General features: G+C 71.0%; 14 protein-coding genes. 9 read left to right on the top strand and 5 right to left on the bottom strand.

Annotated features, from left to right (window positions below; genetic code table 11):
- Window positions 1–8 precede the first annotated feature (8 nt).
- The 5 genes from IE307_RS16775 (at window position 9) to IE307_RS16755 (ending at window position 5,048) form a co-directional block, all read left to right on the top strand.
- On the top strand, window positions 9–1,037 hold the full coding sequence (locus IE307_RS16775; protein ID WP_191298864.1) for a substrate-binding domain-containing protein: 1,029 nt from the start codon (window positions 9–11) through the stop codon (window positions 1,035–1,037).
- Between the two features lie 59 nt (window positions 1,038–1,096).
- Window positions 1,097–2,233: a Gfo/Idh/MocA family protein gene (locus tag IE307_RS16770; RefSeq protein WP_191299006.1), complete on the top strand. Its 1,137-nt coding sequence runs from the start codon at window positions 1,097–1,099 to the stop codon at window positions 2,231–2,233.
- 62 nt (window positions 2,234–2,295) lie between these two features.
- On the top strand, window positions 2,296–3,303 hold the full coding sequence (locus IE307_RS16765; protein WP_191298863.1) for a sugar phosphate isomerase/epimerase family protein: 1,008 nt from the start codon (window positions 2,296–2,298) through the stop codon (window positions 3,301–3,303).
- A gap of 44 nt (window positions 3,304–3,347) precedes the next feature.
- Entirely contained in the window at window positions 3,348–4,562 is a 1,215-nt protein-coding gene (locus IE307_RS16760) for an ROK family transcriptional regulator (RefSeq protein WP_191298862.1), read from the top strand.
- Window positions 4,563–4,721: 159 nt separating this feature from the next.
- Entirely contained in the window at window positions 4,722–5,048 is a 327-nt protein-coding gene (locus IE307_RS16755; RefSeq protein WP_191298861.1) for a LuxR C-terminal-related transcriptional regulator, read from the top strand.
- Window positions 5,049–5,051: 3 nt separating this feature from the next.
- Here IE307_RS16755 and IE307_RS16750 read toward each other — a convergent pair whose 3' ends face one another.
- Window positions 5,052–5,468, bottom strand: a complete 417-nt coding sequence (locus IE307_RS16750) for a MarR family winged helix-turn-helix transcriptional regulator (protein ID WP_191298860.1) — start codon at window positions 5,466–5,468, stop codon at window positions 5,052–5,054.
- A gap of 222 nt (window positions 5,469–5,690) precedes the next feature.
- Here IE307_RS16750 and IE307_RS16745 point away from each other — a divergent pair, with 222 nt between their 5' ends.
- Entirely contained in the window at window positions 5,691–7,766 is a 2,076-nt protein-coding gene (locus tag IE307_RS16745) for a serine/threonine-protein kinase (protein ID WP_191298859.1), read from the top strand.
- Here the strand turns inward: IE307_RS16745 and IE307_RS16740 are convergent.
- Complete coding sequence (locus IE307_RS16740; RefSeq protein WP_191298858.1) at window positions 7,763–8,659, bottom strand: SMP-30/gluconolactonase/LRE family protein; 897 nt, start codon at window positions 8,657–8,659, stop codon at window positions 7,763–7,765. The genes IE307_RS16745 and IE307_RS16740 overlap by 4 nt on opposite strands.
- An 83-nt stretch (window positions 8,660–8,742) precedes the next feature.
- Here IE307_RS16740 and IE307_RS16735 point away from each other — a divergent pair, with 83 nt between their 5' ends.
- Both IE307_RS16735 and IE307_RS16730 read left to right on the top strand, forming a co-directional pair.
- Complete coding sequence (locus tag IE307_RS16735; RefSeq protein WP_191298857.1) at window positions 8,743–10,245, top strand: molybdopterin-dependent oxidoreductase; 1,503 nt, start codon at window positions 8,743–8,745, stop codon at window positions 10,243–10,245.
- Window positions 10,246–10,328: 83 nt separating this feature from the next.
- Window positions 10,329–10,982, top strand: a complete 654-nt coding sequence (locus IE307_RS16730) for a fasciclin domain-containing protein (protein WP_191298856.1) — start codon at window positions 10,329–10,331, stop codon at window positions 10,980–10,982.
- A 69-nt stretch (window positions 10,983–11,051) separates the two neighbouring features.
- Here IE307_RS16730 and IE307_RS16725 read toward each other — a convergent pair whose 3' ends face one another.
- From IE307_RS16725 to IE307_RS16715, 3 genes are all read right to left on the bottom strand, one after another.
- On the bottom strand, window positions 11,052–11,432 hold the full coding sequence (locus tag IE307_RS16725) for an NAD-binding protein (protein WP_191298855.1): 381 nt from the start codon (window positions 11,430–11,432) through the stop codon (window positions 11,052–11,054).
- Between the two features lie 44 nt (window positions 11,433–11,476).
- Window positions 11,477–12,196, bottom strand: a complete 720-nt coding sequence (locus IE307_RS16720; RefSeq protein WP_191298854.1) for an anti-sigma factor — start codon at window positions 12,194–12,196, stop codon at window positions 11,477–11,479.
- Between the two features lie 84 nt (window positions 12,197–12,280).
- Window positions 12,281–13,003 carry a GntR family transcriptional regulator gene (locus IE307_RS16715; RefSeq protein ID WP_191298853.1) on the bottom strand — a complete coding sequence of 241 codons (723 nt, stop codon included), beginning with the start codon at window positions 13,001–13,003 and terminating at the stop codon, window positions 12,281–12,283.
- Between the two features lie 99 nt (window positions 13,004–13,102).
- Here IE307_RS16715 and IE307_RS16710 point away from each other — a divergent pair, with 99 nt between their 5' ends.
- On the top strand, window positions 13,103–14,359 hold the full coding sequence (locus tag IE307_RS16710) for an MFS transporter (RefSeq protein WP_191298852.1): 1,257 nt from the start codon (window positions 13,103–13,105) through the stop codon (window positions 14,357–14,359).
- Window positions 14,360–14,377: the final 18 nt, after the last annotated feature.

The raw sequence follows: 14,377 nt of genomic DNA, 5'->3' as shown, positions 1-14,377 counted from the left end.
CAGAACCCATGCAGTTCAAGAGAATGACCTTGCTGGTCGCCGCTTCGGCACTCGCGCTCACCGCCTGCACGGGCAACACGCCCGAGCCGCAGGGCGGCGGCAACCAGGGCGGCGGGGTGAAGGTCGCCAACGACGAGCCGGGCAAGAAGGTCGTCATCGGCTTCTCCGCCCCGGCCGCCGACCACGGCTGGATGGCCGCGATCACCGACGCCGCCAAGAAGGAGGCCGGCAAGTACTCCGACGTCGAGCTGCGCGTCGTCGAGGGCACCAACGACCCCAACCTCCAGATCAGCCAGGTCGAGACGTTCATCAACGACAAGGTCGACGCGATCGTCCTGCTGCCGTTCGACGGCGCCGCGCTCACCCCGGTGGCGCTCAAGGCGATGAAGGCCGGCATCACCGTGATCAACGTCGACCGCCAGTTCGACAGCCCGTTCGCCGCGCGGTCCACGGTGCTGGGCGACAACTACGGCATGGGCGTGTCCGCCGGCACGTACGTCTGCGAGCGGCTCAAGGACAAGCCGGGCTCGGTGGTCGCGGAGATCGCGGGCATCGACTCGCTGCCGCTGACCCAGGACCGCAGCAAGGGCTTCGCCGAGGCGCTCGCCGGCTGCGGGCTGAAGGTCAACAACCGCGTCGCCGCCGAGTTCACGGTGGAGAGCGGTGAGCGCGCCGCCGCGAACCTGCTGCAGGCCGCACCCAAGATCGACGCCCTCTGGAACCACGACGACGACCAGGGCGTCGGCGTCACCGCCGCCGTCAAGAACTCCGGCCGCAGCGAGTTCTTCATGGTCGGCGGCGCGGGTTCGGCCAACGTGATGCGCGAGATCAAGGCGGACAACGGCCCGCACAAGGCGACCGTCATCTACCCGTCCACCCAGGGCGCGGACGGCATCCGGCTCGCGCGGCTCGCGGTGCAGGGCAAGGCCCTCGGCGACCTGGTCGAGGTGGAGGTCCCCCGTCAGGTGCAGCTCTACGCCCCGGTCGTCACGAAGGACAACGTCGACCGCTACCTGCCGACCGCCTTCGAGTCCTGAGAACCTGAGAGGACCGCACAGTGACGACTTCCGGTACGACACCTGAGCTCGGCGTCGCGATGATCGGCCACGCCTTCATGGGAGCCGCGCACTCCCAGGCGTGGCGGGTGGCGCCGCGCTTCTTCGACCTGCCGGCGCGCCCGGTGATGTCCGTGCTGGCCGGCCGGGACCCCGACCGGACCAGGGCGGCCGCCGAACGCCTCGGCTGGGCGGAGGCGGTGACCGACTGGAAGTCCGTGCTGGACCGCGACGACGTGCACGTGGTGGACATCTGCACACCGGGTGACACCCACGCCGAGATCGCGATCGCCGCGCTGGACGCGGGCAAGCACGTGCTGTGCGAGAAGCCGATGGCCAACACCGTCGACGAAGCGGTCGCCATGGCCGAAGCCGCCGCACGCGCCGCACAGCGCGGTGTGCGCGCGATGGTGGGCTTCAGCTACCGGAGGGTGCCCGCACTGGGCCTGGCCCGCGACCTGGTCGCGCAGGGCAGGCTCGGGCGGATCCACCACGTGCGGGCGCAGTACCTGCAGGACTGGATCGTCGACCCGGCCGCGCCGCTGTCCTGGCGGCTCGACAAGGACAAGGCCGGTTCCGGTGCGCTGGGCGACATCGGCGCGCACATCGTGGACGCCGCCCAGTTCATCCTCGGCGACACCATCAGCGAGGTGATGGGGACGCTGGTGACGTTCGTGCCGGAGCGTCCGCTGGCGACCAGCCACTCCGGACTGTCCGGCACGGCGTCCGAGGAGACCGGGCCGGTCACCGTGGACGACGCCGCGCTGTTCCTGGCGCGCTTCGGCAGCGGCGCGCTGGGCTCGTTCGAGGCCACGCGGTTCGCCAACGGCCGCAAGAACGCGCTGCGCATCGAGGTCAACGGTTCGGCGGGCAGCCTGGCGTTCGACTTCGAGGACATGAACGTGCTGGAGTTCTTCGACGGCACCGAGGATCCGGCGGTCTCAGGGTTCCGCCGGATCCTCGTCACCGAGCCGCAGCACCCGTACGTGGGCGCGTGGTGGCCCGCCGGGCACGGGCTGGGTTACGAGCACGCGTTCACCCACCAGGCGGTCGACCTCGTGCGGGCGATCGCGGCGGGCGTCGACCCCGCGCCGACGTTCGCCGACGGGCTGCAGGTGCAGCGCGTCCTCGCCGCCGTCGAGGACAGCGCCGCGTCCCGCACGTGGCAGCAGGTCTGAGCAGTTCGAGAGACCTGGGCAGGTTCGCGAGGTCTGGGCAGGTTCGAGGAGGAGACCGGAAGATGGCACGTCCGATCACGTTGTTCACCGGGCAGTGGGCAGACCTGCCGTTCGAGGAGGTCTGCCGGCTGGCCTCGGGCTGGGGCTACGACGGCCTCGAGATCGCCTGCTGGGGCGACCACCTCGACCCGTGGCGCGCGGCGGAGGACGACGACTACGTCGCGGACCGGCTCGCGATCCTCGCCAAGCACGACCTGAAGGTGTGGACGATCTCCAACCACCTCACCGGTCAGGCCGTCTGCGACGACCCGATCGACGAGCGGCACCAGGGCATCCTGTCCGCCCGCAACTGGGGCGACGGCGACCCCGAGGGCGTGCGGCAGCGTGCGGCCGAGGAGATGAAGATGACCGCGCGGGCCGCGGCGAAGCTCGGCGTCGACACCGTCGTGGGCTTCACCGGCTCGTCGATCTGGAAGACCGTCGCGATGTTCCCACCGGCGCCCCAGTCGATGATCGACGCCGGCTACCAGGACTTCGCGGACCGCTGGAACCCGATCCTGGACGTGTTCGACGAGGTCGGCGTCCGGTTCGCGCACGAGGTCCACCCGTCGGAGATCGCCTACGACTACTGGACGACCGTGCGCGCGCTGGAGGCGGTCGGGCACCGGCCGGCGTTCGGCCTGAACTGGGACCCGTCGCACTTCGTGTGGCAGGACCTCGACCCGGTCGGGTTCCTGTGGGACTTCCGCGACCGGATCTACCACGTCGACTGCAAGGACGCCCGCCGTCAGGTCGGCAACGGCCGCAACGGCCGGATGGGCTCGCACCTGGCGTGGGGAGACCCTCGGCGCGGCTGGGACTTCGTCTCCACCGGACGCGGTGACGTGCCGTGGGAGCAGTCGTTCCGAATGCTCAACACGATCGGCTACACAGGACCGATCAGCGTCGAGTGGGAGGACGCGGGGATGGACCGGCTGACGGGCGCGCCCGAGGCGTTGGAGTTCATCCGCCGCAACGCCTTCGACCCGCCGTCGGCCTCGTTCGACGCCGCGTTCAGCTCGGGCGGCTGACGCCGCCGCGCACTGCCTTTTCGTTCCGATGTGACAATTGTTCGATGGAGAGCACCTTGGGTGTCGAGGCGGGATCGCCGGCCGCTGTGCTGCGCATGTTGATGGACGGCAGCCCGCGCACCCGAGCGGAGATCGTGGCCGCGACCGGCCTCGCCCGCTCCACGGTGCGCGCCAGGCTCGACCTGCTCGTGGCCGCCGGGCTGGTGAGCGACAGCGGCATTGGGGAGTCGACCGGCGGGCGTCCCGCCGGCCGGTTCGGGTTCAACCCCACCGCCCACCTCGTGCTGGCCGCCGAGGTGGGCGCCACCCACGCCACCGTCGCGATCTCGGACCTGGCGTGCCGGCTGCTCGCCGTCGAACAGGTCGACCTCGACGTGGCGGACGGGCCGGAGGTCATCCTGCCGCTGCTCGCCGCGACCTGGCGCTCGATGCTGGTCTCGGTCGACAGCGCGGAGGTCGCGGGCGTGGGCATCGGCCTGCCCGGCCCGGTCGAGCACTCCACGGGCCGGCCGAACAACCCGCCGATCATGCCGGGCTGGGACGGGTTCGACGTGCCGGCGGCGATCGAGGCGGAGTTCGGCGTGCCGGTGCTCGTCGACAACGAGGTCAACCTGATGGCGCTGGGCGAGCACACCGCCTCGCACCCGGACGTGCGCCACATGATCGTGGTGAAGGCGGCCACCGGCATCGGCGCCGGTCTGATCAGCAACGGCGTGCTGCACCGCGGCGCGGCGGGCGCGGCGGGGGACCTCGGGCACATCCGGGTGCCCCACGGCGCCGACGTGCTGTGCCGCTGCGGCAACACCGAATGCCTGGAGGCGGTCGCGGCCGGTCCCGCGCTCGCCGCGAAACTGCGGGACCTGGGGCATCCCGCCTCGTCGACGGCCGACGTCGTGAACCTCGTCCGCGCCGGCAACCTCGAGGCCGGCCGGGTCGTGCGCCAGGCGGGCAGGGACATTGGGGAGGTGCTCGCCGGTTGCGTGAGCATGTTCAACCCGTCGCTCGTGGTCATCGGCGGGCTGCTGGCGGAGGCGGGGGAGATGCTGCTGGCCGGCGTGCGCGAGTCGATCTACCGGCGCTCGCTGCCCCTGGCCACGGAGAACCTGCGGATCGTCGCGTCGGGCGCCGGCGTCACGGCCGGGGCGCTGGGCGCGGCGGCCATGGTGGTGCGGCACGTGTTGTCGCCGGAGGTCCTGGACGCGCGGCTCGGCGCGGTCGCCGCCGGTGCCTCCACGAGAGAGGTGCTGTCCTCGCACTGAGTTCGTGTCTTTCGAGAAGGCCCCCGTGCACTCGCACGGGGGCCTTTTCGTGTGCGCTCCGAGTATTGGCGATCATCGTCCGTAAGGTCTGGTCGTTGTGACCGCAACGTGCCCTACTTTTGATTGACAGTCGCCAATAGTCCGACATACCTTCGTCACATGGCTGTGACCGGCGTAACAACGGGGGTGGCCGCGCACCCCTCCAGTGGACGAACGCTCCTGACGGTGGTGCCGCGCCCGAGAGCGGATCACGTGGCCGTGGGCAGCGAGCCCACGACGGAGACCCAGGACCTCCTGCGGCTCATGCGCACCGGCGCGACCGACCGCGCCATCGCCCGCGAGCTGGACGTCAGCCTGCGCACCCTGAACCGGCGCATCGCGCGCCTGCAGTCGATGCTGGGCGTGCAGTCGCGGTTCCAGCTCGGCGTGCTCGCGGCCGAGCTCGACTGGCTCCCGATGCCGCCGTCGCGCGCCGTCGGGGAGTAGACGTCAGGCGTCGCTGCCGAGCGCGATGGCCAGGAGATCGCCCAGCTCGTCGAGCTGCGCGGGCGACAGCAGGCTGAACGACGACTCGACCACCTGGTCGGCCAGCGCCTGGCCCTCTGCCCGCAACCGGGCGCCCTCCTCGGTGAGGCGGTGGCGCACGGCCCGTCCCGGACCGGGGACGCGTTCGATGAGCCCGCGTTCGGCCATCCGCACCGCCAGCGACCCGAACGACTGGTCGGTCTGGAACGTGAGCACCGCGAGGTCGTGCAACGAGGCGTCCGGCTGCCGGTCGAGGTGGCGCAGCGTGTCCCACTGGACGAGGGACAGCCCGAGCGGGGCCAGCGCCTGGCTCAGCGCCCGGTGGTGGCGGTGCTGCAGGCGCTTCACGGCGAGTCCGACCTCGGCGGGCTGGTGCTTCACGGTGCGCAGCTTAACCAAGGATGCTTAGTCGTGGGGGACCGTCCACTCCGGACGGCACTTCGTCGCGGAGGGTGAGCAGATCATCACCGCCGCACTTTCCACCGACTTCCGCACACCGGCGGATTCCCGAATTTGTAGGCTGTCGAAGCGGGCGTTCGGGGGAACCCGCGGCGGCCGGCGCGCGTCGGTTCGAACGGACAAGGCGCTCGGGACACGAGGACGATGACGGAAGAGACGTTCGGGCCGTACCGGATCGAGCACCTGCTCGGTCGAGGTGGCATGGGCGAGGTGCACCGCGCCTACGACACGACCCACGACCGGATCGTGGCGCTCAAGAGGCTGTCACCCGGCTACCACGACGACGAGGACTACCGCGCCCGCTTCCGCCGCGAGGCGAGGATCGTCGCCAGGCTGCGCGAACCCCACGTCATCCCCATCCACGCCTACGGCGAGATCGACGACCGCCTCTACCTGGACATGCGCCTCGTCGAAGGCTCCGACCTCTCGGACCTGATCCGCGACCAGACCCTCGAACCCGCACGGGCCGTCCGCATCGTCGAACAGGTGGCGAGCGCCCTCGACGCCGCCCACGCCGACGGCCTCGTGCACCGCGACGTCAAGCCGTCCAACATCCTCGTCGCCGCCGGCGACTTCGTGTACCTGGTGGACTTCGGCATCGCCCGCAGCGCCTCCCCGGCCGCCACCAGCCTCACGGCCTCCGGCTCCGTAGTCGGCACCCTCGACTACATGGCCCCGGAACGCTTCGAGAGCGGCCCGGTCGACGGCCGCGCCGACGTCTACGCCCTGGCCTGCGTCCTGTTCGCCTGCCTGGCGGGCCGCCGCCCGTTCACCGCCGACGGCACCGCCGCCCAGATCTGGGCGCACATGAACCAGCCGCCGCCCAAGGCGTCCCCGCTGAACCCGGCGGTGCCGGCGGCCCTGGACGACGTGATCGCCCAGGGCATGGCCAAGAACCCGGCCGACCGCCACGCCACGGCGGGGGCGTTCGCGCGGGCGGCGGCCCACGCGCTGACGGCTTCGGCGATCCCGCTGGCGGGGCCGACCGCGCCGGTTGGTCCCGCGACCCCGCCGGGTGGGGTTGCGGCGGGCGGGGTGGCGGCTGCTGGAGGCCCTTCGGCACCGCCGGTTGGTCAGGCAGGTGCGTCTGCGATGCCGGGGGGAGGACAGGCCGGACCTGGTGCTCCTGGCCCGCAGGGTGGGCAGTTCGCCGGAGGCTCGTCGACGCCACCGGGTGGGTTCGGTGCCTCTTCGACGCCGGATGGCCAGGCTGGACGGGGCGCTTCACCGACGGCTGCGGGTGGGCAGGCCGCGCACGGTGCTGCTTCGCAGCCGGGTGGCCAGGCCCCGCATGGCGGTCCTGCGACGCCTCCCGGCGGCCAAGCCGTGTACGGCGCCCCTGCGACCCCGGCGGGCGGCCACGCCTCACCCACCAGCGGCCCGCACCCGCTGACGAGCCCTCCCGGCTGGCCGCAGCCGGGCCACCAGGGCCAGGCGCAGTTCCCCAGGCCGACGACACCCCAGCTCGGCCCGCCGCTCAACTTCGACCACACCGGCTCCCAGCCCGTGCGCCCCCAGCCGTACCCGCCCCGGTCAGCCACCACGTCACCCGCCAAGCGGGCCGCGCTGATCGGCGGAGCCGTGGCGCTGGTGGTCGGGATCGTCGCGACGGCGCTGATCATCAGCAACGGCAAGAAGACGACCCTCGGGACCGGCACGTCCGGCAGCACGTCAGCCGGCACCACGACCACGACCACGACGACCACCGAGTCCAAGGTCGTCACCACGACCCGGTCGCCGCAGGAGGACGCGCTGCTGGCCGCCGTGCCGGGCGTCTACAGGACCGCCAACTCGTGCGCGCCCACCAAGGCCGACAACGGCCCGGTCGCCGCCGTCCGCTGCACCACGGCCAACACGACCGACCAGTTCGCGCCGCCGCCGACCGAGGCGGAGTTCCGGTTGTTCGCGGACCGGGCCGCGCAGGACGCGTACTTCCTGGGGCTGGTGACGAGCAGGGGCATTCCGCGCAAGGACGACCGGGGCGGGTGCCGGCCCAAGGTCGACGCCATCCACTACGCGCTCTACTACCGCGACGTGTCCGGTCCGCTGGACGGCGACTTCACCACGTGCTTCATCGGCGAGGGAACGGCCCAGGTCTGGTGGTCCGACACCAAGAACCTCACCATCGGCGTGCTGAAGCGACCGAGCAACAGCACCGACCTCGACACGCTCGACAAGCTCGACCTGTGGTGGAACCACCAGATCCTGTCGAAGTTCTAGGGGCGCGGCCCCGAGAAGTTCACCCGCAGGGTGTACACCGAGCTCGACGCGGTGATGAAGAGGTCGTTGCGGCGGGGTCCGCCGAAGGTCAGGTTGGAGCACACCTCGGGGATCCGGAGCTTGCCGATGCGCGTGCCGTCCTGCGCGAAGCAGTGCAGGCCGTCGTGGGCGGCGGCCCAGAGGCGTCCTTCGGCGTCGACCCGCATGCCGTCGAACCCTCCGGCGTCGGAGACGGCGAAGACCTCACCGCCCGAGAGCGTGCCTCCGGAGACCTGGAAGACCCTGATGTGGCTGGGGTCCTGGCCCGTGTCGGAGACGTGGAGCCGTGACCCGTCGAGGGAGAACGCGAGTCCGTTGGGGCGGTTGAAGTCGTCAGCGACGATCGTCACCGAGCCGTCGGCGGGGTCGACGCGGTACACGTGGCACGCGCCGATCTCGCTCTCGGCCCGGTGTCCCTCGTAGTCGCTGTCGATGCCGTAGCTGGGGTCGGTGAACCAGATCGCGCCGTCCGAGGACTCGACGACGTCGTTGGGGCTGTTGAACCTCTTGCCCTGGTACGTGTCGGCGAGCACGGTGGTGGAGCCGTCGTGCTCGGTGCGGGTCACGCGCCGGGTGCCCTGTTCGCAGCTGACGAGTCTGCCCTGGCGGTCGATCGTGTGTCCGTTGTGGAATCCCGCGGGCTCGCGGAAGACGCCGACGGCGCCGGTGAGCTCGTCCCAGCGCAGCACGCGGTCGTTCGGGATGTCGCTGAACAGCAGGTAGCGGCCGGCGGGGAAGTACGCGGGACCCTCGGTCCACCGGCAGCCGGTGTGCAGCCGCTGGATCCACTCGTCGCCGTTGACGCGCGCGAACCGCTCGTCCAGCACGACGAACTCCGCCTTGACCTCGTCCATGAACGCTCCCGGTCGCCGTCACCCGATCCACCGGATTCACGAGGAACGCCAATCCGGTCAGGGGATCGTTTCGAACCACCTGCGTGAAGGCAACACGATCCGTTCTCATCGGCCTGGTGTCGGTGGCCGCGGCGCTGGCGGCGGGGCACCTCGTCGCGGGGCTGGTCAGCCCGCTGGCGTCGCCGTTCCTCGCGGTCGGCAACACCGCGATCGACCTGACACCGCACCCGGTCAAGGACTTCGCCATCCGCACGTTCGGCGAGAACGACAAGCTGGTGCTGCTCGGCGGCATGGCCGTCGTGCTCGCGGGGCTCGGTGTGGTGGCGGGACTGGTGTCGCGCCGCAGCCCGTGGCCCGGCACCGCCCTCGCCGGTCTGCTGGGGTTGCTCGGCATCGCGGCCGTGCTGGCCAGACCGACCACGAGCGGGTGGTCCGTGGTCGCCCCGCTGGCGAGTCTCGTGGTCGGGGTCGTGGTCTTCCGCTGGCTGTGGTCGCTGGCGCCCTCGGTGGCTCCGGGGAGGCGGAAGTTCCTGCTGACGACCGCGGCGGTGGCCGCGGGCGCGGCGGTGTCGGGAGTGGCGGGGCAGTTCCTCGCCGGCCGGGTGGACGTCGAGGCGTCCCGGCGCGGCATCACGCTGCGGCCGCGCGAGACCGCGCCGGAGATCCCGTTCGGTGCCGACTTCTCCCGCGAGGGCACGCCGACGTTCTTGACGCCGAACGACAAGTTCTACCGCGTCGACACGGCGCTCACCATTCCCCGCCTGCGCGCGGAGGACTGGCGGCTGCGCGTGCACGGCATGGTGGACAACGAGATGGTGCTGACCTACGACGACCTGCTGCGGCGGCCGTTGGTGGAGAAGACCATCACGCTCGTGTGCGTGTCCAACGAGGTCGGCGGCCCGTACATCTCCACCTCGAACTTCATCGGCGTCTCGCTGCCGGACCTGTTGCGCGAAGCCGGTGTGCGCCCCGGCGCCGACCAGCTCGCGACGCGCAGCGTGGACGGCTGGACGTGCGGCACCCCGGTCGAGTCGATCATGGCTCCCGGTTCGAACGCGATGCTGGCCATCGGCATGAACGGTGAACCGCTGCCGCTCGAGCGCGGATTCCCCGTCCGCATGGTCGTTCCCGGCCTCTACGGGTACGTCTCGGCGACGAAGTGGCTGGTGGACGCGGAACTCACGACGTTCGACGCGTTCGACGCCTATTGGGCGCAGCGCAAGTGGGGGAAGAAGGCACCGGTCAAGACCATGTCCCGGGTCGACCGGCCGAAGTCCTTCGAACGGGTGCCTGCGGGCCGGTTCGTCGCCGCGGGCATCGCCTGGGCGCAGCACGTCGGCATCGACCGCGTCGAGGTCCGCGTCGACGGCGGGCCCTGGCAGGACGCGACGCTGAGCACCGAGGTCAACGTGGACACGTGGCGCATGTGGCGGATCGAGCTGGACCTGAAGGAAGGCAACCACACCGTGGAATGCCGTGCCACGGACCGCAAGGGCTACACCCAGACCAACGACCGCGCCGCACCGATCCCGGACGGCGCCACCGGATGGCACTCGATGGTCTTCACGTCGGTGGCCGGCTCCTGATTTTTCAAATCAGACCAATCCGGCCCGCGAACTGCGACGAATCACCCGCAACAAGCCCGAAAACCCTTGGGAGATGTCCTGTCATGAACAAGACCGTCCGCAACACCGTCCTGGCCCTCGGCGCCGCCTCGCTCGCCCTGTTCGGCGCGGCGTGCGGCTCGGGTGACATGGCCAGCAGCGGCACCTCGTCCAGTGCGGCCCCGACCTCGACGGCGACCTCGTCGTCCGCGGCGATGGCCGACCCGGCCGCCAACCTCGTCGGCCCCGGCTGTGCCGACTACGCCAAGCAGGTCCCCTCCGGTGCCGGTTCCGTGAGCGGCATGGCCGCCGACCCGGTCGCCACCGCGGCGAGCAACAACCCGCTGCTCACCACGCTCGTCAGCGCGGTGTCGGGCAAGCTCAACCCGAAGGTCAACCTCGTCTCGACGCTCAACGGTGCCGAGTTCACCGTCTTCGCGCCGGTCGACTCGGCGTTCGCCAAGATCGACGCCGCCACCATCGAGACGCTCAAGACCGACGACGCGCTGCTGACCAAGATCCTGACCTACCACGTCGTCCCCGGTCAGATCACGCCCGACAAGATCGCGGGTGACCAGAAGACCGTGCAGACCGGCACCGTGAAGGTCACCGGCTCGGGCAACGCGATCAAGGTCAACGACGCCAACGTCATCTGCGGTGGCGTGAAGACCGCCAACGCGACCGTCTACCTCATCGACTCGGTCCTGATGCCCGCCTGACATCTCCAGGGCAGCAGCACCGCAACTCCGGGAACCGCGCTCCACAGGCGGTTCCCGGAGTTTTCGCGTCTACCAGTCGAGATGTCGCATGTGGACGGTCAGCGTCCCGTCGGACGTGAAGATCGCGTGGTTCTCCGGTTCGCGGATGACGACGACGAACACGGTGTCGGGGTTCAACGGCCGCACCGCTCTCGTGATCAGGTATGCGTTGAGGTCGTCCGGAACGGCGACGATGACGCGGTCGGCGAGGTCGGCCGCCGCTTCGTCGAGGGCGCATCTGTCCCGCCCGTCCCCGACGAACGCGCGGGCGCCGTTGGCCGCGGCCTCGGCGACGGCCAGGAAGTCGGTGTCCAGCACGGTCAGGCGCGCGTCCGGCTGCGACGCCAGCACCGAGTTCACGGCGCGGCGCCCGGCGTCGCCGTACCCGATGACGAGGATGTGGTCGGTCACGCCCGGTGATTCGGTGTGCCGGGGAATTCGGATTGGCGTCCGATTCAGTGAAGCACGAACGTGAGCACCGGAGAACTCGTCGGGCCCGGTGACCCGCCCGCCGGCTCGACGGTGAGCAGGGCTTCGCCGACGCCCTCGATCCCGCTCGTGAGCAGCGACAACACCTCTCCCGCCGGACGTGCCGTTCCCGCGGACCGCGGCCCGTGGCCGTCGACCAGCCAGAGCTGGTAGACCCGGTCGCGCGGCAGCGCGCGCAGGCCGTCCGCCAGGACGAGCATCTCGTCGCGGCTGCTGGACGTCACCGCCGTGCCCTTCGCGTCCCGGGCGGTGACGAGCCGCAGGTCCGGTGCCGCCAGCAGATCACCGACGTGGGTGTGCGGACGGCCGGCCACCGGTTTGACGGTGGATGTCGACAACGCGCCGTGAGTGCCGGCCACGACCGCTGCGGCCACGCAGGCGGCCGAGAAGAGCGCCGCAGCCCGTCGGAAACCCTGACCCCGTGAGAAGACCGTCACGATCTCGGAGACCGCCGGCACCTGCCGCGCGAAGCGGATCGCCTGGAGCACCTGGGGCCGCAGCGCGCTCGGGGCGGCCTGTGCGGCCGCCGATCCGAGCCGGGCGGCGGTCTCCCTGAGCCCGGCCACTTCGGCGGAGCAGTCCCGGCACCCGCTCAGGTGCGCTTCGAACTCGGCCCGCTCGTCCTCGGGCAGTGCGCCGAGTGCGTGAGCACCGGTCGGCAGGTGCGGATCGAGCGCACGCGTCATTCCCGGGTTCACGCTTCTGCTTCGAAGCCGTCCGGTGATCGGATTGCCCGGTCCACGATCGGAGTCCGAAGTGGACTCCCGCGGTCACCGCCTGCGCGTGACCTGGCCGGGTTCGTGCCGCAGGTCGTCGAGACCTCCGCGGACGTCGTCGATGGCGATCCGCTCGGCAGTGGCCGAGTCGCCCGCGCGCAGGGCGCGGACGAGGGCGCGGTGGGTGGTGTAGCGGTCGAGGCCGTAGCGGTGGTTCGCGAGGACCCGTTCGAGGGTGCGGGTGCGGCGTTCGGCTCGGGTGAAGACCCTCGTCTGCTCCAGCAGCCTCACCAGGACGGCGTTGCCCGCGCAGGCCGCCACGGCGTCGTTGAAGCGCTGCATGGTGTCCAGCAAGGTGTTCAGGTGCTTCTCGACGGGACGGCCGTCGGCGTCGCGCTGCTTGATGACGATCAGCAGGTCGTCCGCCTCGTCGAGCACGGCGTCGAGCGCGTCGAGCTGGGCGGGGGTCGCGTGGCGCGCGGCGAACCGGGCGATGAGACCGCGCAGCGCGATCTCGACCTCGGCCAGGTCCTCGACGGCCGACGTGCCGATGTCGGCGACCACGACCGTGCGCGGACCGGTCCTCCTGATCAGGCCGTCCTGCTCCAGGCGGCGGATGGCCTCGCGGACCGGGGTGGGGCTCATCGAGAGCCGCTCGGCGAGGCCGCGTTCGGTGATCTTCTCGTTGGGCGCCAGCTCACCGGCGGTGATGGCCTCCCCGACCGTGCGGTAGGCGCGGTCGGCCAGTGTCGCGCGCGGATCTTCGTCGGCTGTCACGAGCGCCGATACTACGTCAAACCCGCAAGCTATGGCTTGACTGTTTTGCTATAGCATCCTAGTTTGTGGCGACGCGTTCCCGAGCCAACGGAGGCTCTCGTGCCAGCTCTCGCCACGCCGGCGGACAGGCGGACCACCCGGCGGATCACGTTCTTCGTGGCGCTCGCCGTGTTCGCGCAGGAGGCGACCTGGGACTTCTACGACGCCCAGGTGCCACCGCTGCTGCGCGAGCACATCACGAGCACGGCCCTGGTCGGCCTGATCATGGGGATGGACAACCTGCTCGGCATCTTCGTCCAGCCGTGGATCGCCAACCGCTCCGACAACACCCGCACGCGCTGGGGCCGCCGGATTCCCTACCTGGCGGTGGGCATGCCGCTCGCCGCGGTGCTGTTCACGCTGATCCCGCTCGCGACCGCGCTGCCGTCGCTGATCGCGGTGATCTTCGTGTACTCGTTGGTGGGCAACAGCTTCAAGCCCATCGCCCAGGCGTTGCTGCCCGACTTCATCGAGCCGGAGCGGCGCGGCAGGGCCAACGCCGTGGTCAAGATCGCGTCCGGGCTCACCGTCATCGTGTCCGCGCTCGTCAGCGCCCTGCTGGTGGACGACCACCCGAAGCTCGCGTTCACCGTGCCGGCCGCGCTCATGCTGGTGTGCACGGCGGTCCTCGTCTGGCGGGTGCGGGACAACACGTCGAGGGCGTACCAGCTCTCGCTCACCGAGGACTCGGCGGACGCGCCCGCCACCCGGCTGCGCGACCTCGCGAAGGACATCTTCCGCGACCGCGACCGCAGCCGGCTCCTCGTCGTCACGGCGGTGCTGCTCTTCGCGTCGGCCTGGTTCTCCTCCCGCTCGCTGTTCACCCCGTACGGCATGGAGGCGCTCGGCCTCACCCGCGGCCAGGCGGGCTCGCTGACGTTCCCCAGCGGCGTCGCGTTCCTCCTCGCGGCCTATCCCGCCGCACTGCTCGCCGAACGCATCGGACGCGTCCGCACGATGACCATCGGCATGACGGTGTTCGGCGTCGCGCTCGCGTGCGGAACGCTCGTGCCGACTCCCACCGCCACCGTCGTCGCCTTCTGCGTCGCCGCCGCCGGCGCGTCCGGGTTCCTCATCAACGCCGCGGTCGTGCTGTGGAACCTGGCGCCGTCCGCCCGCGTGATCGGCGTCTACACGGGCCTCTACACCGTGAGCTGGGCGGCGGGCGGGTTCATCGGCCCCGGCGTCGTCGGCGCCATGGTCGACGTCACCGGCTGGCGCTACATGCTCCTCGACATCGCGCTGGTCACCGCTTTGGCCACCCTCGCGATCGTGCGCGTCGGCGTTCTCGGACGCCGGCACGCGACCTCTCTGTGAACACCCCCGAAAGGACCT

It is taken from the genome of Lentzea cavernae (assembly GCF_014653695.1).
In the GTDB taxonomy this organism is placed as follows: Bacteria; Actinomycetota; Actinomycetes; order Mycobacteriales; family Pseudonocardiaceae; genus Lentzea; species Lentzea cavernae.
Note: the sequence above shows the minus strand (reverse complement) of the source record. Positions and strands in the feature narration are given on the sequence as shown.

Excerpts from the sequence above, each read along its gene's own strand:
- IE307_RS16775 (WP_191298864.1), top strand. The coding sequence starts at position 9 with ATGCAGTTCAAGAGAATGACCTTGCTGGTCGCCGCTTCGGCACTCGCG.
- IE307_RS16770 (WP_191299006.1), top strand. The coding sequence starts at position 1,097 with ATGATCGGCCACGCCTTCATGGGAGCCGCGCACTCCCAGGCGTGGCGG.
- IE307_RS16765 (WP_191298863.1), top strand. The coding sequence starts at position 2,296 with ATGGCACGTCCGATCACGTTGTTCACCGGGCAGTGGGCAGACCTGCCG.
- IE307_RS16760 (WP_191298862.1), top strand. The coding sequence starts at position 3,348 with ATGGAGAGCACCTTGGGTGTCGAGGCGGGATCGCCGGCCGCTGTGCTG.
- IE307_RS16755 (WP_191298861.1), top strand. The coding sequence starts at position 4,722 with ATGGCTGTGACCGGCGTAACAACGGGGGTGGCCGCGCACCCCTCCAGT.
- IE307_RS16745 (WP_191298859.1), top strand. The coding sequence starts at position 5,691 with ATGACGGAAGAGACGTTCGGGCCGTACCGGATCGAGCACCTGCTCGGT.
- IE307_RS16740 (WP_191298858.1), bottom strand. The coding sequence starts at position 8,659 with ATGGACGAGGTCAAGGCGGAGTTCGTCGTGCTGGACGAGCGGTTCGCG.
- IE307_RS16730 (WP_191298856.1), top strand. The coding sequence starts at position 10,329 with ATGAACAAGACCGTCCGCAACACCGTCCTGGCCCTCGGCGCCGCCTCG.
- IE307_RS16720 (WP_191298854.1), bottom strand. The coding sequence starts at position 12,196 with ATGACGCGTGCGCTCGATCCGCACCTGCCGACCGGTGCTCACGCACTC.